At 54.9% G+C, this 23426-nt stretch carries 22 protein-coding genes and 1 pseudogene; 14 read left to right on the plus strand and 9 right to left on the minus strand.

The window, feature by feature from the left end; translation table 11 throughout:
• Positions 1-97: 97 nt before the first annotated feature.
• Positions 98-1075, plus strand: a complete 978-nt coding sequence (gene hemB / locus EL29_RS16995) for a porphobilinogen synthase (RefSeq protein ID WP_014594817.1) — start codon at positions 98-100, stop codon at positions 1073-1075.
• A 287-nt stretch (positions 1076-1362) separates the two neighbouring features.
• Complete coding sequence (locus tag EL29_RS17000; protein ID WP_015699366.1) at positions 1363-1827, plus strand: helix-turn-helix domain-containing protein; 465 nt, start codon at positions 1363-1365, stop codon at positions 1825-1827.
• 16 nt (positions 1828-1843) lie between these two features.
• On the opposite strand, the gene EL29_RS17005 is transcribed toward EL29_RS17000, so the two are convergent.
• The 4 genes and pseudogenes from EL29_RS17005 to EL29_RS17020 form a co-directional block, all read right to left on the minus strand.
• Positions 1844-2503, minus strand: a complete 660-nt coding sequence (locus EL29_RS17005) for an epoxyqueuosine reductase QueH (RefSeq protein WP_014594818.1) — start codon at positions 2501-2503, stop codon at positions 1844-1846.
• A gap of 123 nt (positions 2504-2626) precedes the next feature.
• A pseudogene (locus tag EL29_RS17010) lies at positions 2627-3306 on the minus strand (SDR family oxidoreductase).
• 133 nt (positions 3307-3439) lie between these two features.
• Positions 3440-4261: a hypothetical protein gene (locus EL29_RS17015; protein ID WP_013027590.1), complete on the minus strand. Its 822-nt coding sequence runs from the start codon at positions 4259-4261 to the stop codon at positions 3440-3442.
• Between the two features lies 1 nt (position 4262).
• Complete coding sequence (locus tag EL29_RS17020) at positions 4263-4460, minus strand: hypothetical protein (protein WP_013027591.1); 198 nt, start codon at positions 4458-4460, stop codon at positions 4263-4265.
• A 632-nt stretch (positions 4461-5092) separates the two neighbouring features.
• Here EL29_RS17020 and EL29_RS17025 point away from each other — a divergent pair.
• The 8 genes from EL29_RS17025 (at position 5093) to EL29_RS17060 (ending at position 13345) form a co-directional block, all read left to right on the plus strand.
• A complete protein-coding gene (locus EL29_RS17025) occupies positions 5093-5959 on the plus strand; it encodes a MurR/RpiR family transcriptional regulator (protein ID WP_014594820.1) in 867 nt (288 codons plus the stop codon).
• Positions 5960-5977: 18 nt separating this feature from the next.
• Positions 5978-6562: a D-alanyl-D-alanine dipeptidase gene (ddpX, locus tag EL29_RS17030; RefSeq protein WP_013027593.1), complete on the plus strand. Its 585-nt coding sequence runs from the start codon at positions 5978-5980 to the stop codon at positions 6560-6562.
• On the plus strand, positions 6559-8124 hold the full coding sequence (locus EL29_RS17035) for an ABC transporter substrate-binding protein (RefSeq protein ID WP_033766251.1): 1566 nt from the start codon (positions 6559-6561) through the stop codon (positions 8122-8124). Before ddpX ends, EL29_RS17035 begins: the two co-directional genes overlap by 4 nt.
• Before the next feature lie 54 nt (positions 8125-8178).
• Complete coding sequence (locus EL29_RS17040; RefSeq protein ID WP_026021054.1) at positions 8179-9195, plus strand: ABC transporter permease; 1017 nt, start codon at positions 8179-8181, stop codon at positions 9193-9195.
• Between the two features lie 3 nt (positions 9196-9198).
• A complete protein-coding gene (gene ddpC, locus EL29_RS17045; RefSeq protein WP_028715895.1) occupies positions 9199-10092 on the plus strand; it encodes a D,D-dipeptide ABC transporter permease in 894 nt (297 codons plus the stop codon).
• On the plus strand, positions 10092-11078 hold the full coding sequence (locus tag EL29_RS17050; protein WP_013027597.1) for an ABC transporter ATP-binding protein: 987 nt from the start codon (positions 10092-10094) through the stop codon (positions 11076-11078). Before ddpC ends, EL29_RS17050 begins: the two co-directional genes overlap by 1 nt.
• Positions 11071-12021 (plus strand): ABC transporter ATP-binding protein, encoded by a 951-nt coding sequence (locus EL29_RS17055; protein ID WP_028715896.1) that lies wholly within the window; start codon positions 11071-11073, stop codon positions 12019-12021. Before EL29_RS17050 ends, EL29_RS17055 begins: the two co-directional genes overlap by 8 nt.
• Before the next feature lie 73 nt (positions 12022-12094).
• Positions 12095-13345: a D-amino acid dehydrogenase gene (locus EL29_RS17060; RefSeq protein ID WP_028715897.1), complete on the plus strand. Its 1251-nt coding sequence runs from the start codon at positions 12095-12097 to the stop codon at positions 13343-13345.
• Positions 13346-13366: 21 nt separating this feature from the next.
• Here the strand turns inward: EL29_RS17060 and EL29_RS17065 are convergent, their stop codons facing one another.
• Positions 13367-14551 (minus strand): BaiN/RdsA family NAD(P)/FAD-dependent oxidoreductase, encoded by a 1185-nt coding sequence (locus EL29_RS17065; protein WP_013027600.1) that lies wholly within the window; start codon positions 14549-14551, stop codon positions 13367-13369.
• Between the two features lie 242 nt (positions 14552-14793).
• Between EL29_RS17065 and pitA the strand changes: the two genes are divergently transcribed.
• The gene (pitA, locus tag EL29_RS17070; protein ID WP_128574381.1) at positions 14794-16296 is read left to right on the plus strand and encodes an inorganic phosphate transporter PitA; all 1503 of its coding nucleotides are present in this window, start codon (positions 14794-14796) and stop codon (positions 16294-16296) included.
• Between the two features lie 36 nt (positions 16297-16332).
• Here pitA and uspB read toward each other — a convergent pair whose 3' ends face one another.
• Positions 16333-16668, minus strand: a complete 336-nt coding sequence (gene uspB / locus EL29_RS17075; RefSeq protein ID WP_014604809.1) for a universal stress protein UspB — start codon at positions 16666-16668, stop codon at positions 16333-16335.
• 424 nt (positions 16669-17092) lie between these two features.
• Between uspB and uspA the strand changes: the two genes are divergently transcribed.
• Positions 17093-17530, plus strand: a complete 438-nt coding sequence (gene uspA, locus EL29_RS17080; RefSeq protein WP_014604808.1) for a universal stress protein UspA — start codon at positions 17093-17095, stop codon at positions 17528-17530.
• Between the two features lie 53 nt (positions 17531-17583).
• Here uspA and rsmJ read toward each other — a convergent pair whose 3' ends face one another.
• Both rsmJ and prlC read right to left on the minus strand, forming a co-directional pair.
• Positions 17584-18333: a 16S rRNA (guanine(1516)-N(2))-methyltransferase RsmJ gene (gene rsmJ / locus EL29_RS17085; protein WP_014604807.1), complete on the minus strand. Its 750-nt coding sequence runs from the start codon at positions 18331-18333 to the stop codon at positions 17584-17586.
• 7 nt (positions 18334-18340) lie between these two features.
• Positions 18341-20383, minus strand: coding sequence for an oligopeptidase A (gene prlC / locus EL29_RS17090; protein WP_028715898.1), 2043 nt, complete (start codon positions 20381-20383; stop codon positions 18341-18343).
• Positions 20384-20754: 371 nt separating this feature from the next.
• Between prlC and EL29_RS17095 the strand changes: the two genes are divergently transcribed.
• Together EL29_RS17095 and EL29_RS17100 are read left to right on the plus strand one after the other, a co-directional pair.
• A complete protein-coding gene (locus EL29_RS17095; RefSeq protein ID WP_013027606.1) occupies positions 20755-21597 on the plus strand; it encodes a 23S rRNA (adenine(2030)-N(6))-methyltransferase RlmJ in 843 nt (280 codons plus the stop codon).
• A 61-nt stretch (positions 21598-21658) separates the two neighbouring features.
• The gene (locus tag EL29_RS17100) at positions 21659-22474 is read left to right on the plus strand and encodes a CPBP family intramembrane glutamic endopeptidase (RefSeq protein WP_028715899.1); all 816 of its coding nucleotides are present in this window, start codon (positions 21659-21661) and stop codon (positions 22472-22474) included.
• Between the two features lie 3 nt (positions 22475-22477).
• On the opposite strand, the gene rnz is transcribed toward EL29_RS17100, so the two are convergent.
• Positions 22478-23389, minus strand: a complete 912-nt coding sequence (gene rnz, locus EL29_RS17105; protein WP_014604804.1) for a ribonuclease Z — start codon at positions 23387-23389, stop codon at positions 22478-22480.
• Positions 23390-23426 lie beyond the last annotated feature (37 nt).

Below are 23426 nucleotides of genomic sequence, written 5' to 3' on the forward strand. Positions count from 1 at the left end.
TCTTTTGCTGCCTCTGCACACCGCACACAAACCTTCATCGCCTGCACCTAATCGGAGTAGACTGTGCGTCTTATTTAAACTGGCTACGTGAGTGTCTATGTCTGATTTTTCCCTTACCCAACGTCCCAGAAGATTGCGCGCCAGCGCGTCAATGCGTGCAATGTTTCAGGAGTCCAGCCTTAGCCTGAACGATTTGGCCCTGCCCATTTTTGTTGAGGAAGGTGTTGATGACTATAAAGATATTCAGGCCATGCCTGGCGTAAGACGTATTCCTGAAAAACGTCTTGCCTATGAAATTGAACGTATCGCTAAGGCGGGCATTCGCTCGGTCATGACCTTCGGGATTTCCCATCATACCGACGCGACCGGCAGCGATGCGTGGAATGAAAACGGCCTGGTGGCGCGTATGTCGAAAATCTGCAAAGACACCGTGCCTGAAATGATCGTGATGTCGGATACCTGCTTCTGCGAATACACCAGCCACGGCCACTGTGGCGTGCTGTGTGACCACGGCGTCGATAACGATGCCACCCTGATCAATCTGGGCAAGCAGGCCGTTGTGGCGGCGGCGGCGGGGGCCGACTTTATCGCGCCTTCTGCCGCAATGGATGGCCAGGTTCAGGCGATACGCCAGGCGCTGGACGCCGCAGGCTTTACCCAGACAGCGATCATGTCTTATTCCACCAAGTTTGCATCATCCTTCTATGGCCCCTTCCGGGAAGCGGCAGGTACGGCCCTGAAAGGCGATCGTAAAACCTATCAGATGAACCCGATGAATCGTCGTGAGGCTATTCGCGAGTCGCTAATTGACGCGGCTGAAGGTGCCGATGCACTGATGGTTAAACCGGCCGGAGCCTATCTGGACATTCTGCGCGATATCCGCGAGCGCACCGAACTTCCGCTGGCGGCCTATCAGGTTAGTGGTGAGTACGCGATGATTAAATTCGCGGCCCAGGCGGGCGCCATCGATGAGCGTAATGTCGTGCTCGAAAGCCTTGGCGCGATCAAGCGGGCTGGCGCAGATTTGATTTTCAGCTATTTTGCACTTGAGTTGGCCGAGAACAACCTGCTCTGAGCCATGGCCCTTCTGCGACGGTGCCTGCACCCTCGCAGAAGGCGTTATTCCTGTCCGGTAAACGGGGAAATGAACGCGATGCTTATTGGCGTGAATTAATCACATCACTCATTATGCCCTCTATTCAGTAAACAAATAATACACAAATCGCAACGTAATATAATCTTTTAGCCTTTACTTCCACATCGCAGGAAATAACCATTCACTTCCTTAAGAATCTTTACGCATGTAATGTTTTGAGAAACACAGGATAATTTACAATCACCTTCGAAATTTAAGGGGGTGTTATGAATGAGAACAAATACAATGAGAGCGTGATTATTTCTGTTACTGACTGGATTAATAAGAATCTGGACCAGCGCTTAAGCATTGACGACATTGCTGAAAAGGCGGGTTATTCAAAATGGTATCTACAAAAGTTATTTTCCCGTTATCATAATGAAACGCTGGCCCATTACATCCGTAGAAAGAAATTAATTGCCTGTATTAATGATTTAAAATACAGCCATGCGCCCATTATCAGCCTGGCGGTTAAATACCACTTTGAAAGTCAGCAGTCTTTTACCCGCTCCTTCAAGCAGATGATGGGCTGTACGCCTAGCGTATGCCGTAAAAGCCAGCGACTGAACGTTACCGACAGCAACGCCCATCCTTGCAGCGTATGTAGTAAGGCTGAACCCCCCCCAAAAAAGAAGTTATTTAGCGGAATAAACGAAACCTTCGGGGTTGGTCATTTAGTCCGCTTGCTTTAACCGTGGCAGCAAAAAACTAGTTATCATCAGGCTTATAGTACTGTACGCCAATCTGGATCCGCTCGCGACCACTGGCAACGCGATGACGATTGGTATCCCGTAGGGAGTAAACACAACCGCAATATTCCTGCTGATAAAAACTCTCACGCTTACTGATTTCAATCATGCGTGCCGATCCGCCGCCTTTACGCCAGTTGAATTCCCAGTAGGACAGATCGGGATAATGTGCGGCAGCACGGACGCCGCAGTCGTTAATTTGCTGCATGTTCTTCCAGCGGGAAATCCCCAGTGAACTTGTGATCACCGGGAAACCATTTTCATGGGCGTACAGCGCCGTGCGCTCGAAACGCATATCGAAGCACATGGTGCAGCGCTCACCGCGCTCCGGTTCCCACTCCATCCCTTTGGCACGTTTAAACCAGTCGTCACGATCGTAGTCCGCATCGACAAACGGCACGCCAAACTTTTCGGCAAAGCGGATATTTTCGTCTTTGCGCAGCTCATACTCTTTAAGCGGATGGATGTTCGGATTATAGAAATAGATGGTGTATTCAATGCCGGATGCCAGCATCGCCTCCATGACTTCTCCCGAACAGGGCGCGCAGCAGGAGTGCAACAGCACTTTTTTATGGCCACCCGGTAAGGGTAGCGGTTGTCGCTCGTAGGGCTGAGACATAAGCACCTTCAATCAATGTAATCAAAAGCGCAGTGTAATGCCGGGGCGTGGATGTTGCAAAATTTCACGCTGACGGGCTGCCATTATCCCTGTCAGCCCGTCAGCGTTGCTGCAACCTTTACCTCACCACTGAAGCGTTTTGCCCGCGTAGTCCAGATAGTGGTGGCCGCCACGTCCCCGATGGCGGTTAACTGCGTGACAATCCCATTGGCGCTTTCTTCAGGCGTGAGCGGTGCCGCATCGCCTCCCATATCCGTTTTGACCCAACCGGGATGCAGGGTTAGTAGCGTGCCGTTTTGCGCCGCCACCGGTCTGGCCAGCGAGCGCGTGAGCATATTAAGAGCCGCTTTGCTGGCTGAGTAAAGTGGCGCTTCTGCATGTCGATTCTCATTCAGGCTGGCAAGTTGAGATGAGGTTAACGCCAGTACGCCGTGTTGCTGGTTCAGTAACGGCAGCAAAATTTCTGCGGTTCGTATCGGCGCAACGGCATTGGTCATAAACAGCTGGATTAGCTCAGCATCGTTGCTCTCTGACAGCTTCTGATGCGCAGGCCCGTAAATGCCGGCGTTGATCAGAATCGCGTCAAAAGGCTGCCCGCTCAGCCCAACCGCAAATTGCTTGACCGCCTCGGTCTGCGTCATATCGAGCCGACGCCAGTCAACCTGCGGGATTTCCCCCTGCGGGGGGACTTCACTGCGATGGGTTGCCGTGACCTGCCAGTTGTTGGCCGCAAACGCCTTGACGACCGCCAGTCCAATGCCACGTGATGCACCAATCACTAACGCTTTGCCTTGATAAGCCATAGAGTTTCCTCGTTGATGAACGCAGTAAACAGCGTAGATACGTATTGGCAAACACACTGCATCATCAATGCTATTTTGCATTCAGACAGCATTGATGGGGCAGTGAATACTTACGGACAGAGGTGTTGCTGTATTATTCAATTTGCTGGTCTGGCGGGGATGAATGGTCACCTTCACGACTTTTCTCAACGCTCTGCGGATGGTCTTCGCCCATTGACAGTGCAGTTGCGCTGGCGGGATCAAACAGTGAGAAGCTTTCAATCTGATCCACCATGATGACTTTTCGAAATGCCATCGCGTTTTTCGGCTCAGAATCCAGTGTGATGTCGTGCTCGGCATACCAACTGCTGTAGTTATGCTCGACCGACAGTTTCAGCGTATGGCTGTCGCGGTAGCCGCTCAGCATCGGGATGAGCACGATATTGGCCGTGCGCTCATATTCAAAGGTGGCAGCGTGTACCATGCCGATATAAATACGACGGGATTTTAAGGTGATCCACGCCAGCTCTCCTTCTTCCATGCACTGGAACAGCATCTGTTCAACACCATTGGATCGTGAAAGCTTCTGATAAAGATCTTTGCGACCTGACACGTTCAGTTGTGCGCTGCCTGCCCAGTTTGACCGGTAGAGACAGAAGAGGATGGCAAAGCCCAGCATGATTACCACTGGGGCCTGAATACCGAGAAAACTCCAGTTCATGAACTTCATTTGCAGTTGCAAATGATCGCCAGGAAACGCATACAGGAAATTGGAAACGCTTGAAATAATAAACAAGATAAACCAGATAAGGGCGGTGACGAAAACGCCCTGCAGTACAAAAATACAGCCGTAAAGTGCGACAAGAAAATAGACATCCCATCCTGAAGAACGACGCATTTTGAAACGGCTGGACAGATCCCGGCTGGTGTACCAATAACCACTCACCATCAGTACCATAAAAATTGCGGTTCCCACCTCAAACTCCCTTTAAGGTATTGACGTGCCGATTAAAATCTTCCTTTACTTCATCACTGAGAATATTGACGGCAGCATTGCCATTTTCATCAATAATTATGCGCTCACCATCCGCAATAGAGTCGTTTATGTCCTGGCGGCTCATTATCTGCAGGAATTTATCCGGGCTGGCGAACAAAGAACGAACGAAGCTAATCATGATGTGTCACTTAACGAGTCAAAAAAGCAAGTATGTGACTGAATCGTGTTTACTGCCATTTTATTGCCGGTAAACATTCTTAAAAGTCACTTTAGCGAAGCGGTAATCAGCCATAATTTTTTCTGCATGCAAAAGGCCGCCGTTTTTAAAAAATCACGCCAGAAACAGGTTATTTTAACGCTGAATTTTCCCCTTCGCGGCCACCGCTGATTTTTGCTTTACCTCACTCCCTGGGGTTCAAAACGCGACCTGGAAAACCGATCGTCTCTGGCTGGCCCTCAGCATGACGAGTAATGTCTCCGCATCGTTCAGGCCACTCAGGCCTTGTCCTCAGACCTCGTAGCGCAACGGCCTTAACCGCGCTGACCGGGTCCGCGCCGTGCTGAACCGTTTTCTTCACCTGCATCACATTTCCCGCCGATTTTGTTGCCCCAATGTGATGCAGGTTTCAAATATGTTGCACCCTAATTGCGCCAGATTGATGGACGGGCTATTCACTCCTCTCACTCCCTTTACTGAATCCTCTGACGTGCGGCTTATTTTCATGCACCTCAGAAATATGGCATGCATTGTGCTTGTTACCTGACTAACAACGCAGCGGACAATGACAGCCAGGTAACACTGAGGACAACATGAGCGCGAACGAAGCCCTGTTCAAAAAAATCGAAGCCGCTTTTAGCCTGCAAACGCCAAGCGAAAAGCGGATTAGTTCGTGGCTGTTAAGTCATCCCGAGCAAATTCCGTTTGAAACGGCTGACAGCATCGCCCAGGCGACCGGTACCAGCGGTATAACCGTAGGGCGTTACCTGCGTAAGCTGGGATTTAAAAACCTTGATGATGTGAAAAACCTGCTGCGCGACGTCCCCAATACGCCCTACAAGCAATGGGGCGTTATTGACCGTCTTGATTCCTGGGAGCAGCAACGCACCCTGCCCGACCTGTCCAGCCAGTCCCTGCAGATGGAGCTGGATGCCATTCGCTATGTCTATCAGCTGGCCCAAACGGATACTTTCCGCCATATCAGCCAGCAAATCGCGGATGCCGACACGGTCATCGTGCTGGGTATTCAGTCTACACGCGGCATTGCCAACACCTTTTTCAGTCATCTGGAATATTTGCGCCCGCGCGTTACCTACGCCGATGGCAGCTCAGGCAGCTGGCTGGAGTCGCTGAATTCCGAGTCTTCAAGGCCTTACGTCATTCTTACCGATACCCGGGCCTATTCCACTGTAGCAAGGCAGTTTTGCCGGATTGCCACCGAGCGCAAGGTCGCGATGGCGCTCGTCACCGATATCTGGTGCCCATGGGCGCGTGATTACCCGGTTGATCTGCTTCAGGTAAAAACGGATACCGCCAATTTCTGGGACTCTCTTGCGCCCATCAGTTGCCTTTTCAACCTGCTGCTGTCTGCCATCGTGGAACGACTTGGCCCGGCGCTTTCTGAGCGTCTGGCACAGAACCGACTGTTGCAGCAGGAATTTGGCCAGTTTGAACATTAACAAAACAGGGATTACAGCATGATGCAGGAAACAGAGTTGGTCGATATTGCAGCGGCCTTTCCCGCGCTCACTATCGACCTGAAATATGCCACCGCCGATAACATCACGGGACAGCCCATCTACAGCGTCGCCCGCTGTCTGCTGCACCCCGATGCGGTCAGCGCGCTGGCGAAAAGCATCGCGATCGCAAAAGTGGCCGGATTGAGTCTGCTGGTGCTGGACGCCTATCGCCCGCAAAAAGCCCAGGAGCTGCTGTGGCACGCCTGCCCCGATCAGAATTACGTGGTGCCTTTATCGCAAGGATCCAACCATAGTCGTGGTACCGCCATTGACGTCACGCTGGTCGATGCCGAAGGTCAGATCCTGGATATGGGTACCGGATTCGATGAAATGCAGGCGTTGTCCCATCCCTATCATCCCGACGTACCGCTAACGGCTCAACGTAACAGGCTGCTGCTTAATGCCGTGATGTTTGGCGGCGGCTTCACTGGCATTGCCACGGAATGGTGGCATTTCGAATTACCGGAAGCGGCCCGTTATCCGCTGCTCAATGATGTTTTTACCTGCATATCCCCAGCCCAGACTGACGGAGTATTACCATGAAAATGACGCACACAGCACCCGGCTATTTTCGCCCTTTGTTACTGGCCATGACCCTTGCAGCCACCACGACATCCGTCCTGGCGGCGGTTCCCAAAGACATGTTGGTGATAGGTAAAGCTGCCGATCCCCAGACGCTTGATCCTGCCGTGACTATCGATAATAACGACTGGACCGTTACCTATCCTGCCTACCAACGATTGATCAAATACAAAACCGAGGACGGGAAGGGTTCGACAGACGTTGAAGGCGATCTGGCAGAAAGCTGGCAGAGCAGCGAGGACGGAAAGGTGTGGACGTTTAAATTACGTCCCGGCGCCGCGTTTGCGGATGGGTCAGCCGTTAACGCGGAGGCCGTTAAGCTGTCGTTTGAGCGCCTGCTGCGCATTAAGCAGGGGCCTTCAGAAGCGTTCCCGTCCGATCTCAACGTTGAGGTCGTGGACCCGCTTACCGTGCGCTTCACACTGAAGACGCCGTTTGCGCCTTTCCTTTACACTCTCGCTAACGACGGCGCCTCCATCATCAACCCTGCCGTGCTGAAAGCGAATGCCGCTGACGACGCGCGCAGTTATTTGGCCGACCATACCGCGGGCTCTGGCGCCTACATGCTGCAGCGCTGGCAGAAAGGTCAGCAGCTCGTGCTGGTGCCGAATCCACATTTCTCCGGACCTAAGCCTGCCTTTAAGCGCGTGTCCGTAAAGATTATCAGTGAAAGTTCGGCCCGACGCCTGCAGCTGGCAAAAGGTGATGTGGACATTGCGGATGCCCTGCCGATGGACCAGTTTGCCGCCCTGAAAAAGCAAAATGAGGTGGCAGTGCGGGATTATCCCGCTCTGCGCGTGACCTATCTCTATCTCAACAACAGTAAACCGCCTCTGAACCAGCCCGATTTGCGCAGAGCGATCTCCTGGGCCACCGATTATCAGGGAATGGTGCAGGGCATTCTGGGCGGCAACGGTAAACAGATGCGTGGACCGATTCCGGAAGGCATGTGGGGCTACGATGCCAAGGCCATGCAGTACAGCTTTAATCTTGCGAAAGCCAAAGCGGAGATGGATAAAGTGGCCACTAAACCGCAGTCGCTGTCGTTCCTCTATTCTGACAACGATCCCAACTGGGAGCCGATTGCCCTGTCGATGCAGGCCAACCTTCAGGCTATTGGCATCAATGTGAAGCTGGAAAAACTGGCCAACGCCACCATGCGTGAGCGCATCGGTAAAGCAGACTATGACATCGCGATTGGTAACTGGAGCCCGGACTTCGCCGATCCCTACATGTTTATGAATTACTGGTTTGCGTCAGACAAAAAAGGCCTGCCGGGTAACCGCTCCTTTTATTCCAACCCTGAAGTCGATGCGCTGCTGAAAAAAGCGGTATCGACCACGAATCAGGCTGAGCGGACTGCCGATTACCAGCAAGCGCAAAATATCGTGATTAAGGATGCAGCTTACGTTTACTTATTCCAGAAAAATTATCAGGTTGCGATGAACAAATCGGTTAAAGGCTACGTGTTTAACCCGATGCTCGAGCAAATATTTAACATCGCCACCATGCATAAAGAATAACACCGCTCACGCCCGTTCATGCAGGGCCTGCCTGGCCCTGCTGAGGAAGACATGATGAGTTACTGGAGTTTATTAAGACAGCGTAGCTGGGGACTGCTGTTGGTGGTCGCCGGCGTCTGCGTCATTACATTTATTATTTCGCATCTTATTCCCGGGGATCCTGCCAGGCTGCTGGCGGGCGACCGCGCCAGTGATGAAATCGTCCAGCACATCCGTCAGCAGTTGGGGCTGGATTTACCGTTATGGCAACAATTTATCCGTTATGTGGAGCAGCTGTTACATGGCGACCTGGGCACCTCTATCCGGACAGGTCGCCCGGTCCTGGACGATCTGCGGGCGTTTTTTCCCGCGACTCTGGAACTGGCCTTTTGTGCCCTGACCATCGCCCTGCTCGTTGGCGTGCCGCTGGGCGTGCTCTCTGCGGTGTATCGTAACCGCTGGCTCGATCATCTGGTTCGTCTGCTGGCGCTGACCGGGATTTCCACACCGGCCTTCTGGCTGGGCCTGGGGGCGATCGTGCTGTTCTATGGCAAGTTAAACCTGCTGCCCGGCGGCGGACGGCTGGATGACTGGCTCGATCCCCCTACGCGCGTTACCGGCTTCTATCTGATCGATGCCCTGCTGGAAGGCAACATTGAGGTCTTCTTTAATGCGCTTCAGCATCTGATCCTGCCTGCCACCACCCTGGCCTTTGTTCACCTTGGCATTGTGGCGCGCCAGATTCGCTCGGCCATGCTGGAGCAGTTGAGCGAAGACTATATTCGTACCGCGCTGGCCAGCGGGCTGCCGAAATGGACTATCGTCGTGCGCTATGCCCTGCCCAATGCCCTGATTCCCTCCGTAACCGTACTGGGGCTGGCATTAGGCGACCTGCTGTATGGTGCAGTATTAACCGAAACCGTGTTTGCCTGGCCAGGTATGGGCGCGTATGTGGTGTCTTCTATTCAGGCGCTTGATTTCCCGGCGGTGATGGGCTTCGCCATCGTGGTTTCCTTTGCTTACGTGCTGGTGAACCTGTTCGTGGATCTTCTTTATCTGTGGATTGACCCGCGAATGGGTCGGGGAGCGTAGAACATGATGATAACGCAAGAGCAGCCCGCCGTGCGTCAGGCAAAACCCAGCCTGTTCGCCTGGAAACGCCGCCTGTGGATGCTAAGTAAAAGCCCTCTGACCCTGTTGGGTGCCGCCATCATCACGCTGATGCTGGGATTAATGGTGTTTTCACCGTGGATTGTGCCGCACGATCCCAACGCCATTAGCCTGACCGATCGCCTCCAGCCACCCAGTGCCGCGCACTGGTTCGGGACTGATGAGGTGGGCCGGGATCTGTTCAGCCGTGTCCTGGTGGGGAGCCAGCAGTCGGTTGCAGCAGGGCTGGCGGTCGTGCTGCTGGCTGGCATAAGCGGCTCGTTACTGGGCTGTCTGTCCGGCGTATTAGGTGGCCGCAGCGATGCAATAATTATGCGCCTGATGGACATCATGCTGTCTATTCCTTCTCTGGTGCTGACCATGGCGCTGGCTGCCGCGCTGGGGCCGAGCCTGTTCAACGCCATGCTGGCTATCGCCATTGTGCGCATCCCTTTTTATGTCCGGCTGGCGCGCGGTCAGACGTTAATCGTCAAACAGCATACCTTTGTTGAAGCGGCAAAAACGTTCGGTGCTTCGCGCTGGCACCTGATTAGCTGGCATATCCTGCGCAATGCTCTGCCGCCCTTGGTGGTGCAGGCCTCCCTGGATATTGGCAGCGCCATTTTGATAGCGGCCACGTTGGGTTTTATCGGGCTGGGCGCTCAGCAACCGACGGCGGAATGGGGCGCAATGGTGGCTAACGGACGTAACTATGTTCTTGACCAGTGGTGGTACTGCACCTTTCCCGGGGCCGCGATTTTGATCACAGCGGTGGGATTCAATCTGTTTGGCGATGGCATCCAAGACCTGCTGGACCCCAAAGCGGGAGGACGTAACTGATGCAAGAAAGAATTCTGACGATCGAGGATTTACGTCTCAGCTTCCCGGTTTATCAGGGAGAGGTGAACGTACTGAATAGCGTATCAATGCACATCAATCGCGGCGAGATTGTGGGCGTTGTCGGCGAATCAGGTTCGGGGAAATCCGTCACCGCCATGCTGGCGATGCGGCTCATTCCGGAACACAGCTATCACATCAAAGGCGGCAGGCTGGAGCTGGCGGGTCAGGATGTTCTCGCCGCCAGTGAAGTGGACATGCGCAAAATGCGCGGCAATCGTGTTGCCATGATTTTTCAGGAGCCCATGACCGCGCTGAATCCGACCCGCCGCATTGGCAAACAGATGGTCGATGTGATCAGACAGCATCGTCCTCTGTCTGTCCGTGAGGCAAAAGCCCGGGCGCTTACGCTGCTGGGCGATATGCAAATTGCGGATGCGAAGAACGTTATGGAGCGCTATCCCTTTGAACTGTCAGGCGGAATGCGTCAGCGCGTCATGATTGCCCTGGCCTTTTCCTGTGAGCCAGACCTGCTGATTGCGGATGAACCCACGACCGCACTGGATGTTACCGTTCAGCGGCAGGTACTGCGCCTGTTGAAACAAAAAGCCGAAGCGACCGGCACCGCCGTGCTGTTTATCAGTCACGATATGGCTGTGGTTTCACAGCTGTGCGATCGGATCTACGTTATGTATGCCGGGTCCGTCATTGAAAGCGGCGTCACTGAAACCGTGCTGCGTTCACCACGCCATCCCTATTCCATTGGTCTGCTGGCCTGCTCGCCTGACGCGATTGAACCGCGTGCTCCGCTGGCATCCATTTCCGGCACCGTGCCTAATCTGGCCTGTTTACCCGCAGGCTGTGCCTTTCGCGATCGCTGTTTTGCGGCAGGAGAACGCTGCACCACCACGCCGCGCTTGCATACTACCGACAACGCCGCGCAGCAGGTTGCCTGCTGGTATCCACAACAGGAGGCGCAGCATGTCTGACGCTCTGCTTACGCTGCAAAACGTACATGTCACCTTCCCGGCCAAAAAGAACTGGCGCGGCAAAGTCATGGAACAGGTCCATGCGCTGAATGGCCTGGATATGGAGGTCAGACAGGGAGAAACGCTGGGGATTGTTGGCGAATCCGGCTGTGGAAAAAGCACCCTGGCGAAACTGTTGATGGGCATGCTCAGCCCAACCTCAGGCCAGCTCGAACTGGCAACAGCGCCTGCCGATAACCGGGGACGTCGCATGCAAATGGTGTTTCAGGATCCGCTCTCTTCACTCGACCCCCGCCTGCCCGTCTGGCGCATTATCACCGAGCCGGTGTGGATTCAGTCGCGTGCTTCAGAAAAAACGCGGCGCGCGTTGGCGGAATCACTGGCTCACCAGGTCGGTATTCGCCCCGAATATCTGGACCGTCCGCCGCATGCATTTTCCGGCGGCCAGCGTCAGCGCATCGCGATTGCCCGGGCCCTGTCATCGCAGCCCGATATTATCGTGCTGGATGAACCGACCTCGGCACTGGATATTTCTGTTCAGGCGCAGATTCTGAATCTGCTGGTAGAACTGCAAAAACAGCAAAACCTGACCTATATCCTGATATCGCACAACGTGTCGGTCGTGCGCCATATGAGCGATCGCGTTGCAGTCATGTATCTGGGACAAATTGTGGAGCTGGGTGAAACACAGCGCGTCCTTGACGCCCCGCAACATCCTTATACCCAGCTACTGATGGCGTCCGTGCCGCGCATCGGCGCAGTGCTGGATGGCGCGCCTGTGAACACCGAGCTACCGGGTAACCGCCACCTGCCAACGGGATGCTATTTCCGCGATCGCTGTCCGCAAGCCACCAGCGGCTGCGAGGCGCCTCAGTTACTTCTGTCGCAGGAAAAAGGCAGCGCGGTGCGATGCTGGCAGGCACAAAACCGGGGTCAGGCATAAGCCACAACGAGAACAGATGGCCCAAGCAACGCCTGCGCCATTGAGCGATAACGCATGCAGGATAACGATCAACATGAAAATTATTGTACTCGGCAGTGGTGTCGTGGGCGTAACAACCGCCTGGTATCTGCAGCAGGCCGGACATCAGGTGACCGTGATTGATAAAGAAGCCGGTCCGGCATTAGGCACCAGCGCGGCCAATGCCGGGCAAATTTCCCCAGGCTATGCCGCGCCCTGGGCCGCGCCGGGCGTTCCCTTAAAGGCGGTGAAATGGATGGTACAGCGTCATGCTCCCCTTTCCGTGCGCCCGGATGGCTCACGTTTTCAGCTTGCCTGGATGATGCAAATGCTGAAAAACTGCAATCCGCAGAGTTACGCCGAAAATAAGGCCAGAATGGTCAGGCTGGCAGAGTACAGCCGGGACTGCATCAGAGCACTGCGGGCCAGCACGGGCATTGAATATGAAGGGCGTCAGGGCGGCACGCTGCAGCTGTTTCGCACCGCTCAGCAGTTTGACAATGCGGCACGCGATATCGCCGTGTTGCAGGACGCCGGCGTTCCTTATCAACTGCTGGAAGCCTCACAACTGGCCGAGGTTGAACCGGCGCTGGCGGCGGTTAAGCATAAGCTGACCGGCGGGCTGCGACTGCCTAATGACGAAACCGGCGATTGCCAGTTATTTACCCAGCGGCTTGCGGCAATGGCGCGCGAGGCGGGCGTCGACTTTCGCTTTAACACAACCGTGGATGCGCTGCTGACACAGGGAGACAGGATCAGCGGTATGACCTGTGGCAGCAAAACGCTGACGGCGGACGGATACGTCATGGCGCTGGGTTCGTACTCCACGCCATTACTCCGGCCACTCATGTCTGTTCCGGTTTACCCACTCAAAGGCTACTCGCTGACGATCCCCATTGCCGATGCGTCAGCCGCGCCGGTGTCCACGGTGCTGGATGAAACCTACAAAATTGCCATTACGCGCTTTGATGATCGCATTCGCGTGGGCGGTATGGCGGAAATTGTGGGATACAGCAACATCCTGCTGCCTGCCAGACGGCAAACACTTGAGATGGTAGTGAACGACCTTTATCCCCGTGGCGGTCGCGTTGAGCAGGCAACCTTCTGGACCGGGTTACGTCCCATGACGCCTGACGGCACGCCCATCGTCGGCCATACACATTTCAGCAACCTGTGGCTGAATACCGGCCACGGTACGCTGGGCTGGACGATGGCCTGCGGCTCCGGCCAGCTGTTGAGTGATGTGATTTCAGGCAAACCGCCCGAGATTGCCCATGCGGACTATGCGGTTTCGCGTTATGCCTGAGTGCAGGGCGAGATGGCGACCTTACAGCGCCTGGGCACAGGCCCAGGCCGAACTCCAAGCCCACTGGAAATTATAGCCGCCGAGCCAGCCGGTCACGTCCACCACCTCACCGATAAAATACAGCCCCGGTACGTCCCGCGCTTCCATTGTCTTCGATGACAGTTGAGTAGTATCAACGCCACCGAGGGTCACTTCGGCGGTGCGATAACCTTCGGTGCCGTTAGGCTGAACCTGCCAGCCGTGCAGCGTCTGCACCAGCTCTGTTTGCTGCTTGCGGTTAAGTTGCTTCAGCGTCACATCCGGCACGACGTTCATATCCTGTAGGACCTCCACCAGGCGCTTGGGCAGAATTTTCGCCAGGCTGTTTTTCAGGCTCAGATTCGGATGCGCCTCACGTTGAATCGTCAGGAAATCCTCAAGACGGGTAGCCGGAGAGAGGTCCACAGTGAGGTATTCGCCCGGCTGCCAGTAGCTGGAAATCTGCAATATTGCCGGGCCGGACAGGCCGCGGTGGGTGAACAACATCGCCTCTTTGAACAGGGTGCCGTCTTTTGCCGCAATGGTCGTATCCAGCGCAACGCCTGACAGCGTCTGCAACTGTTCCAGGAGTGGTTTATGTAAGGTAAAGGGCACCAGCGCCGCGCGCGTGGGCAGCACCTTCAGCCCAAACTGCTCAGCAATTTTATAGCCAAACGGTGATGCACCCAGGCCCGGCATGGAAAGGCCGCCACTGGCAATGACCAGCTTCTCAGCCTGAACCGCGCTGCCGTTGAGCTGCAGGCTGTAGCCCGCATCATCCCGGGTTACGCTCAGTATTTCGCTGCGCAGCCGAACGGTGACACCACCTTTGTCACATTCGGCCATTAATAAATCGACCACCTGCTGGGCAGAATCATCGCAAAACAGCTGCCCCAGGGTTTTCTCATGCCAGGCGATACCGTGGCGATTCACCAGATCGATAAAATCCCATTGGGTATAGCGCGCGAGGGCCGACTTACAAAAGTGGGGATTATTCGACAGGTAGGCGGCCGGTTCAGTGTAGAGATTGGTGAAATTGCAGCGCCCACCGCCAGACATCAAAATCTTGCGTCCCGGCTTCTTGCCGTTATCCAGCAGTAACACGCGGCGACCACGCTGTCCGGCCTGCGCAGCACAAAAAAGCCCGGCAGCGCCTGCCCCAATTACGATAACGTCAAACTGTTCCACTGCTTTTGCCCACCTGGTAAGAGAGGGGCAGATTGTAGTGATCTGCTCCTGTGGATGCCAGTGTCAAAATTTTGCCGTAAATATGTCACAATGTAACCAGCTAATTTTTATAGCTTTTGTATCTGTTCACCGGGTTAATTGACACTTTTAGTCCAAATCATGACTATATTTTCCTTTCCCAGACAGCATGTTGTCGCGGATAATGCGCCGCGTTCATGTCCTCCAAAAATGGCGTAACGTCTATGCTACATCTGTTTGCTGGTCTCGATCTTAGCACCGGCCTGTTACTGATACTTGCTCTGCTGTTTGTATTGTTTTACGAAGCAATTAACGGCTTTCATGATACGGCCAACGCGGTTGCGACGGTCATCTATACCCGTGCCATGCGGGCGCAGCTTGCCGTTTTAATGGCAGGCGTCTTCAACTTCTTTGGTGTATTGCTCGGCGGATTAAGCGTGGCTTACGCTATCGTGCATATGCTGCCTACCGATCTGCTGCTGAATGTCGGATCGGCCCACGGTCTCGCCATGGTCTTTTCCATGCTGCTGGCGGCGATTATCTGGAACCTGGGTACCTGGTATTTGGGCCTGCCCGCGTCCAGTTCCCATACCTTAATCGGCGCGATTATCGGCATTGGCCTGACGAACGCGTTGATGAGCGGCACATCGGTCGTTGATGCGCTTAACATCCCGAAAGTGCTGAATATTTTCCTGTCTCTGATTCTTTCCCCTATTGTCGGACTGGTGATTGCGGGCAGCCTAATCTTTCTTCTCCGCCGTTACTGGAGTAACACCAAAAAGCGTGCGCGTATTCATATGACGCCCGCCGATCGCGAGAAGATTGATGGCAAGAAAAAACCGCCTTTCTGGACGCGCACGGCACTGATTATCTCCGCCATTGGTGTCAGTTATTCACACGGTGCGAACGACGGGCAGAAAGGCATTGGCCTGATCATGCTGGTTCTGATAGGCGTTGCGCCAGCCGGCTTCGTGGTGAATATGAACGCATCGGGTTACGACATTACGCGTACACGGGACGCGGTCAATCATCTTGAGCAGTATTATCAACAGCACCAGGCCTCACTGAACCACATCATCGAGATGGCGCCGCCTAAGCTGCCTACGCCGGAAGAAGTGGCGCCGGTATCATCGACAGAGTTTCATTGCGACAGTGCACGTGCGCTGCAGGCCGTGCAACGTGCTCAGTTGCTGCTGAACAACCTGCAAAGCTACAGCGATCTGTCCGTCGAGCAGCGTAGTCAGATGCGTCGCCTGCTGCTGTGTATTTCCGACACCGCCGATAAAGCGGCGAAGCTGCCGGAAACCTCTCCAGACGATAAACGTTTCCTGGGCAAGCTCAAAGGCGATCTGTTGAACACCATTGAGTACGCGCCGGTATGGATCATCATGGCGGTTGCGCTGGCATTAGGCGTCGGCACCATGATCGGCTGGCGTCGCGTGGCCACCACCATCGGTGAGAAAATTGGTAAGAAGGGCATGACCTATGCGCAGGGCATGTCTGCGCAGGTGACGGCGGCCGTGTCGATAGGCATTGCCAGCTACACCGGCATGCCGGTCTCCACCACGCACATCCTCTCTTCTTCCGTTGCCGGCACCATGCTGGTTGACGGCGGCGGCTTGCAGAGCAAAACCATCAAAAACATCGCCATGGCGTGGGTATTTACCCTGCCGGTCTGTATTTTGTTGTCGGGTTCGCTCTACTGGATAGCGCTGAAACTCATCTGATTCGGCGGCATACCAGGGCGACTTCGGTCGCCCTTTTTAATGCCAGATTGCCAGCGCAATCAGGCTGATAATCACCAATCCACACAGTGAACTGGTTAAGATAAACAGACCTCTCACCCGCTCACACCGGCGAATGAATTCGTCGTCATGATGATCAAGATAGCGCCTTGCCCAGATGTAACGCACCAGCCGCACCTGCTTGCCGGGCTGACCATGGGATGTGAAAAACCCCGCGCCATCAACATACTGATAAAGCAGCGGATCACAGCCACGCAGAACCACCAACAGCGCACGCAGCGATGAGAAATAGCGCGCCATATTCACAATACATACCACACAAAGAGCCCAAAAAAGCGCGATAGTGCTGATCATGTCATCCTCCTTACCGGCACCGCAGCAGGGTGCTGAGCGCGCACCCTGTTGAACAGTCCCTGCAGAATTAGCCAACAACCCCGTAAAGCGATTTGTAGTTTTATTTTTGAATCATCAGAAAAGTAGCAACCGTGTGACGCAGGCTGCTTTTTTCAGTTTAGGAGAAATGTTCAATTTTTTACCAGCGAGGATTTTCGTTTTATACGAGTAAAAATCGTTCATCATTGATCTTATTCACAACCCAGGCGGCTTCAGAAGCATTTGTTAACACACAGGGCTATACTTTCAGGTATAACAACATCATCGCCTGTGCTGTACATTAATCATCTCGGTGGCGCTCATCGCCCGTTCGCGCAATGGATTTCGCAACTGTGACGCGTCTGGAAACCGCTGCCATTCTGAATCTCGTGGAAGGAGTTATATCATGGCTTATAAACATATCCTGATTGCAGTCGATCTTTCGCCAGAAAGCCAGTTGTTAGTGGATAAAGCTGTCTCACTCGCGCGCCCTTACGACGCAAAAATCTCGCTGATTCATGTCGATGTTAATTACTCGGATCTCTACACCGGCCTGATTGATGTCAACCTGGGAGATATGCAAAAGCGTATTTCTGAGGAAACGCATCTGGCGCTAAAAAGCCTGTCCGATGCCGCGGGCTACCCTATCACCGAAACCCTGAGCGGCAGTGGCGACCTGGGGCAGGTGCTGGTGGATGCGATTAAGAAATACGATGTGGACATGGTGGTGTGCGGTCATCATCAGGACTTCTGGAGCAAGCTGATGTCGTCTGCCCGCCAGTTGATCAATACCGTGCACATCGACATGCTGATTGTGCCGCTGCGTGACGAAGAGGATGAATAATTCGCGAGCGTTAAGCCGGTGCGACTGAGGTGCCGACCGGCTTAAAACCACGATTAAGACAGAGGCGGATAGATATCGAAGCGGTGGCTTTTGGTGACCACCGCAGACTGCGTGGCAACACCGGCCAGCGGTGGCGCGTAGTCGGGACGCTTCACCACAATACGTTTCTTTGCCAGACGGCGAGCCGGTGCCAGCAGTGCGTCGGCATCTTCATCCGCCCCCACCAGCGACTGAAAGACCCGCATCTCTTTTTTTACCATGGCGCTTTTTTGCCGATGGGGATACATAGGATCGAGATACACCACGTCCGGCTGCGGGGTAATATCGGTCAGAGCCTGAATGCTGGAAGCATGAATCAGCGTCAGGCGTTCGCGCAGCCAGCCGCCAATTTCTGCATCTTCATAGCCACGCGTCAGCCCGTCCTCCAGCAGTGCGGCCACCACCGGATGGCGCTCCAGCATGCGAACCCGACAGCCCAGCGCGGCCAGCACAAAAGCATCCCGTCCTAATCCGGCGGTGGCGTCCACCACATCGGGCAGGTAGGTCCCTTTTATCCCCACCGCTTTCGCGACGGCTTCACCGCGGCCACCGCCAAAACGACGTCGATGTGCCAGGGCACCGGAGGCGAAATCCACAAAGATGCCCCCCAGCTTGGGCTCATCCCGTTTGCGCAGTTCAAGATGTGTGGCGGTCTTCACCAGCGCCAGCGCGGCGTCATCACAGTGCGTCAGTTGCCAGCGTGCGGCTAAAACAGGTAAGGCGCCGTCACCGGCGCCTGTCTCATCAAGCAAACAGATTTTCACGTACGGCTTATCCCTGAATACCGTAGTGTTCCAGCATGGCATCCAGCTGTGGTTCACGGCCACGGAAGCGTTTAAACAGCTCCATCGGTTCTTCTGACCCGCCGCGCGTCAGAATATTGTCGAGGAAGGACTGCCCGGTTTCCCGGTTGAAAATCCCCTCTTCTTCAAAGCGCGAATAGGCATCTGCTGCCAGCACATCGGCCCACAGATAGCTGTAATAGCCCGCTGCATAGCCACCCGCAAAGATATGGCTGAAGGCATGAGGGAAACGTCCCCACTCCGGGCTGGGGACCACGGCGACTTTGCTTTTCACTTCGCGCAGGGTTTCGAGAATCTGTGCACCTTTTTCCGGATTGAATTCGGTATGCAGGCGGAAGTCGAACAGGCCGAACTCAAGCTGGCGCAGGATAAACAGCGCCGCCTGGTAGTTTTTCGCCGCCAGCATTTTGTCCAACAGTTCTTTAGGCAGTGGCTCACCGGTTTCGTAGTGCCCCGAAATAAACGCCAGTGCTTCCGGCTCCCAGCACCAGTTCTCCATGAACTGGCTAGGCAGTTCCACGGCGTCCCATGGCACGCCATTAATGCCGGACACGCCCGCTGCCTCGATGCGCGTCAGCATATGGTGCAGGCCGTGACCGAACTCGTGGAACAGGGTAATCACTTCGTCATGCGTAAACAGCGCAGGCTTGCCGCTTACCGGACGGTTGAAGTTACAGGTCAGGTAAGCCACCGGTTTTTGCAGGCTCCCGTCCGCTTTACGCATTTGGCCCACGCAGTCGTCCATCCATGCGCCGCCGCGTTTGTGTTCGCGAGCATAGAGATCGAGATAGAAACTGCCGCGCAGCTCGCCGCTTTCATCGAACAGATCAAAGAAGCGGACATCCGGATGGTAAACATCGACGTCAGTGCGCTCTTTCGCAGTAATACCGTAAATGCGCTTCACCACTTCAAACAGGCCGGACACTGCACGCGACTCCGGGAAGTAAGGGCGCAGCTGTTCATCGCTGATGGTATAAAGATGCTGCTTCTGCTTTTCGCCGTAGTAGCTGAGATCCCATGGGTTCATGGTTTCTACGCCGAACGCTTTCTGCGCAAAAGCGCGCAGCTGCGCCAGCTCTTTCTCACCCTGTGGACGGGCGCGATCGGCCAGATCGTTCAGGAAATCGATCACCTGTGCCGGGCTCTGTGCCATCTTGGTGGCCAGGGATTTATCCGCGAAGGAGTCGAAGCCCAGCAGCTGCGCCAGCTCGTGCCGCAGCGCCAGCTCTTCCGCCATAATCGGACCGTTATCCCATTTACCCGCGTTAGGGCCTTGATCGGAGGCGCGGGTCGAATAGGCGCGGTACATCTCTTCGCGCAGCGCGGCATTATCGCAATAGGTCATGACCGGCAGATAGCTGGGGATATCCAGCGTCAGTAACCAGCCTTCCTGCCCTTTGGCTTCCGCCTGGGCTTTCGCTGCGGCCAGCGCGCTTTCCGGCATGCCCGCCAGCTCGCTTTCGTCCGTAATCAGCTTGCTCCAGCCCATTGTGGCATCAAGCACGTTGTTACTGTAGGCCGAGCCCAGCTCGGAAAGACGCGCGGCAATTTCGCCGTAACGCTGCTGCTTGTCTTTTTCCAGACCGATACCGGAAAGCTCAAAATCACGCAGTGCGTTATCGACCGCTTTCTGCTTTGCCTGATCCAGCGAAGCATAATGACTGCCTTCTTTCAGATTGCGGTAGGCCTGATAAAGCCCTTCGTGTTGGCCCACCCAGGTACTGTATTCAGACAGCAGCGGCAGCGTTTGTTCGTAGGCTTCGCGCAGTTCCGGACTGTTTTTAACCGAGTTCAGATGGCTGACCGGTGAAAAGATACGGCTCAGGCGGTCATCGGTTTCTGCCAGCGGCTGAACCAGGTTATCCCAGGTGTAAGGTGCGCCTTGCGCCACCACTTTTTCCACCATTGCGCGGCATTCATTCAAAACGTCGGTTACGGCGGGCACCACATGTTCAGGCTTAATCGCTGAAAACGGGGGAAGTGTGAACGAGGTGAGTAACGGATTGGTCATAGCGCAGTCCTTTAACAATGTGTGGGGCGCGACGGCTCGCGCGACGCAATTTAATTAACATGCGGTCGGATATCACGAAAATCAATGGCGCGACCGGCGGTGATTTCAACAATGGTGCGAATAGTGATCCTTCTGACAATGAGATCAATCATAGCTGACGCCAAAACAGGCTATCACTTTCCTGTCGCTGAATACGTAACGGAGGTTAACAGCCTGTGGCAGATTGCTATGCAAAGTGTAAAGCGGTCTGAACAGGGAAAACCGGCTTCACGGGCGACGGATGCGCGAAATGCCAGCAATTATTCCCGTCTGTCGGTATAATCGGGCCAATATCACTATTTTTAGCTTCAACCGCGGAAATCCCCTTTTTTATGCTGAGTTATCGCCACAGTTTTCACGCCGGCAACCATGCCGATGTGCTTAAGCACACCGTACAAAGCCTCATCATCACCGCCCTGAAAGAGAAAGAAAAACCGTTTTTCTATCTTGATACACATGCAGGCGCAGGACGTTATCAACTGAGCGGCGAGCATGCAGAGCGTACCGGCGAGTATCTGGAAGGCATTGGACGCATCTGGCAGCAGCCGGATGCGCCCGCACTGCTGCAACCCTATTTTGATGCGATTCATGCCCTGAACCGCAGTGGAACGCTGCGTTACTATCCAGGCTCCCCCCTGATCGCCCGCCACTTGCTTCGCCCGGAAGATAAGATTCAACTGACCGAGCTGCATTCCAGCGATTTTCCCATGCTGCGCACTGAGTTCAGTAAAGACAGCCGCGCGCGCGTTGAAAAGGCCGATGGCTATCAGCAGTTAAAATCAAAGCTGCCCCCGCTTTCACGCCGTGGGCTGGTGCTGATCGATCCGCCTTATGAAATGAAGAGTGATTACCAGGCGGTCGTCAAAGGCATTCAGGAAGGCCACAAGCGCTTTGGCACCGGCGTTTATGCCCTGTGGTATCCGGTTGTCATGCGTCAGCAAATCAAGCATATGCTGCGCGATCTGCAGGCGACCGGCATTCGAAATATCCTGCAAATTGAACTGGCCGTGCGTCCTGACAGCGATCAGCGCGGGATGACAGCCTCCGGCATGATTGTGATCAATCCCCCCTGGAAGCTGGCCGATCAGATGAATACGCTGCTGCCGTGGTTACACCAGAAACTGGTACCGGCAGGTACAGGTCATTTCAGCGTAAACCAGATCGTTCCTGAATAACGCCTTTCCCGTTTAGCGTCGCCGGTTCAGTTACGGCGGCGTGATATCGCAGGTCATTTTTATGTGGATTATTCTGGCAGGCGCCCTGGCGGCTCTGCAACCGGCGAAACGCCTCTCTCTGTTACTGCTGGCACTGGCAACGGCTCTGGGTGTGTACCAGAACGTGCTGGACTGGCCCGTTACCCTCGTTTTTGCTGCGGTGGCAGCGCTGGTCGCGTTTCGTATTTACGATCGCCGCAGTCGCGTGTGGCAGGGCATAAGCGAGGTGCTCCTGGTCGTGATGGCCGCTGCGCTGCTGCTGCATGTTATTCCCGGCTTTAACAATCCGCGTCAAATCGATGCCGTTCAGGTAGGCGCACGCAGCCTGCCCTTCTCTTTTTCATTTAATTTTGACAAAGCCCTGATCCCCTTCCTGTTGCTGGCCTGTATGCCGACGCTGTTCAAAGCTGAGGCGCACCCACCGCGCACGCCTCTGTTATGGCTGGTACCCGTGGCGGCGATTCCGCTGCTGTTAGTCAGCGCGGTAGGGCTGGGTGGCCTGGCGTTTGAGCCACACCTGCCTGACTGGCTGGGCGCGTTCGCACTGGCCAACCTGTTTTTTGTCTCGTTGGCAGAAGAAGCATTTTTTCGTGGCTATCTACAGCAGCGGCTGCGCCAGAGATGGGGCGGGACAATCGCCCTGGTGGCCACCGCCTTGCTGTTTGGCCTGGCGCATGCGTCCGGCGGCGTACTGCTGATGATATTTGCCGGGCTGGCCGGGCTAATTTATGGCCTGGTCTGGCACTGGAGCGGCCGGCTTTGGCTGGCAACAGCCTGCCATTTTGCACTCAACATGGTTCATCTGTTGTTGTTTACCTACCCGGCACTGATGCATTAGTCGTTACAGCGTAAAGACGGCCAGGTCATACGCCATCTCGGTTTCGGGGAAAATGGCCTGGCACTCTGCCAGCAAACGCGTCATATCTCTGGCGAGATAGCGTGAGCTAAAATGCGTGGCGATCATCCGTTTTGCACCGGCCTGCTTTGCTACTGTAGCGGCCTGCACGGTAGTTGAGTGACCGCGCCCGTTGGCTTTTTCCGCCAGCGCATCCTCCAGCGTGGTTTCGTGCACCATCACATCCACATTGGCCGCCAGCTGTAACGCCACCTCGGTGGGTGCCGTATCGCCAAAAATCGCCAGGGTTTTTCCTTTGGTGGACGGCCCCAAATACGCCGCGCCATCAATGGTGCGTCCATCTTCCAGCGTAATACGTTCTCCCTGCTTCAGCTGTTGATACCACGGGCCACGTGGCACACCTTCCGCTTTGAGACGTGCGGCATCCAGAAAGCCGGGCTTGTCTCGCTGTTCAATACGATAGCCAAAGCAGTCAATAGTGTGATTCATCGGCCAGGCCGTGACACGAAACTCGCCATCATCCAGCACCTCGCCCGCCGCAATCTCGATCACCTCAAGCGGATAGTCGGTGTACGAGCTGGACAGGGAAAGTGCGCTATCGACAAAGGCTTTCAGTCCTTTTGGGCCGTAAACCGTCATCGGCGTGGTCAGCCCGGCCATTGAACGGCTGGTGAGCAGGCCCGGCAGGCCAAAAATATGGTCACCGTGCAAATGGGTGATAAAGATTTTATCGAGCTTGCCGGGTTTAAGATCGGATCGCATAAACTGAAGCTGAGTGCCTTCACCACAGTCAAACAGCCAGGTGTCGCCACTGCTTGCCCGGGTGAAGGCAATGGCGGTGACGTTACGCTGCAAACTGGGCGCGCCACCGCCCGTGCCAAGAAAAGTCAGGTGCATGCTATGCTTCTCTGTAAGTAGTGGAAAAATATGGCCT

This window comes from Pantoea ananatis LMG 2665, from assembly GCF_000710035.2.
Lineage (GTDB): Bacteria > Pseudomonadota > Gammaproteobacteria > Enterobacterales > Enterobacteriaceae > Pantoea > Pantoea ananatis.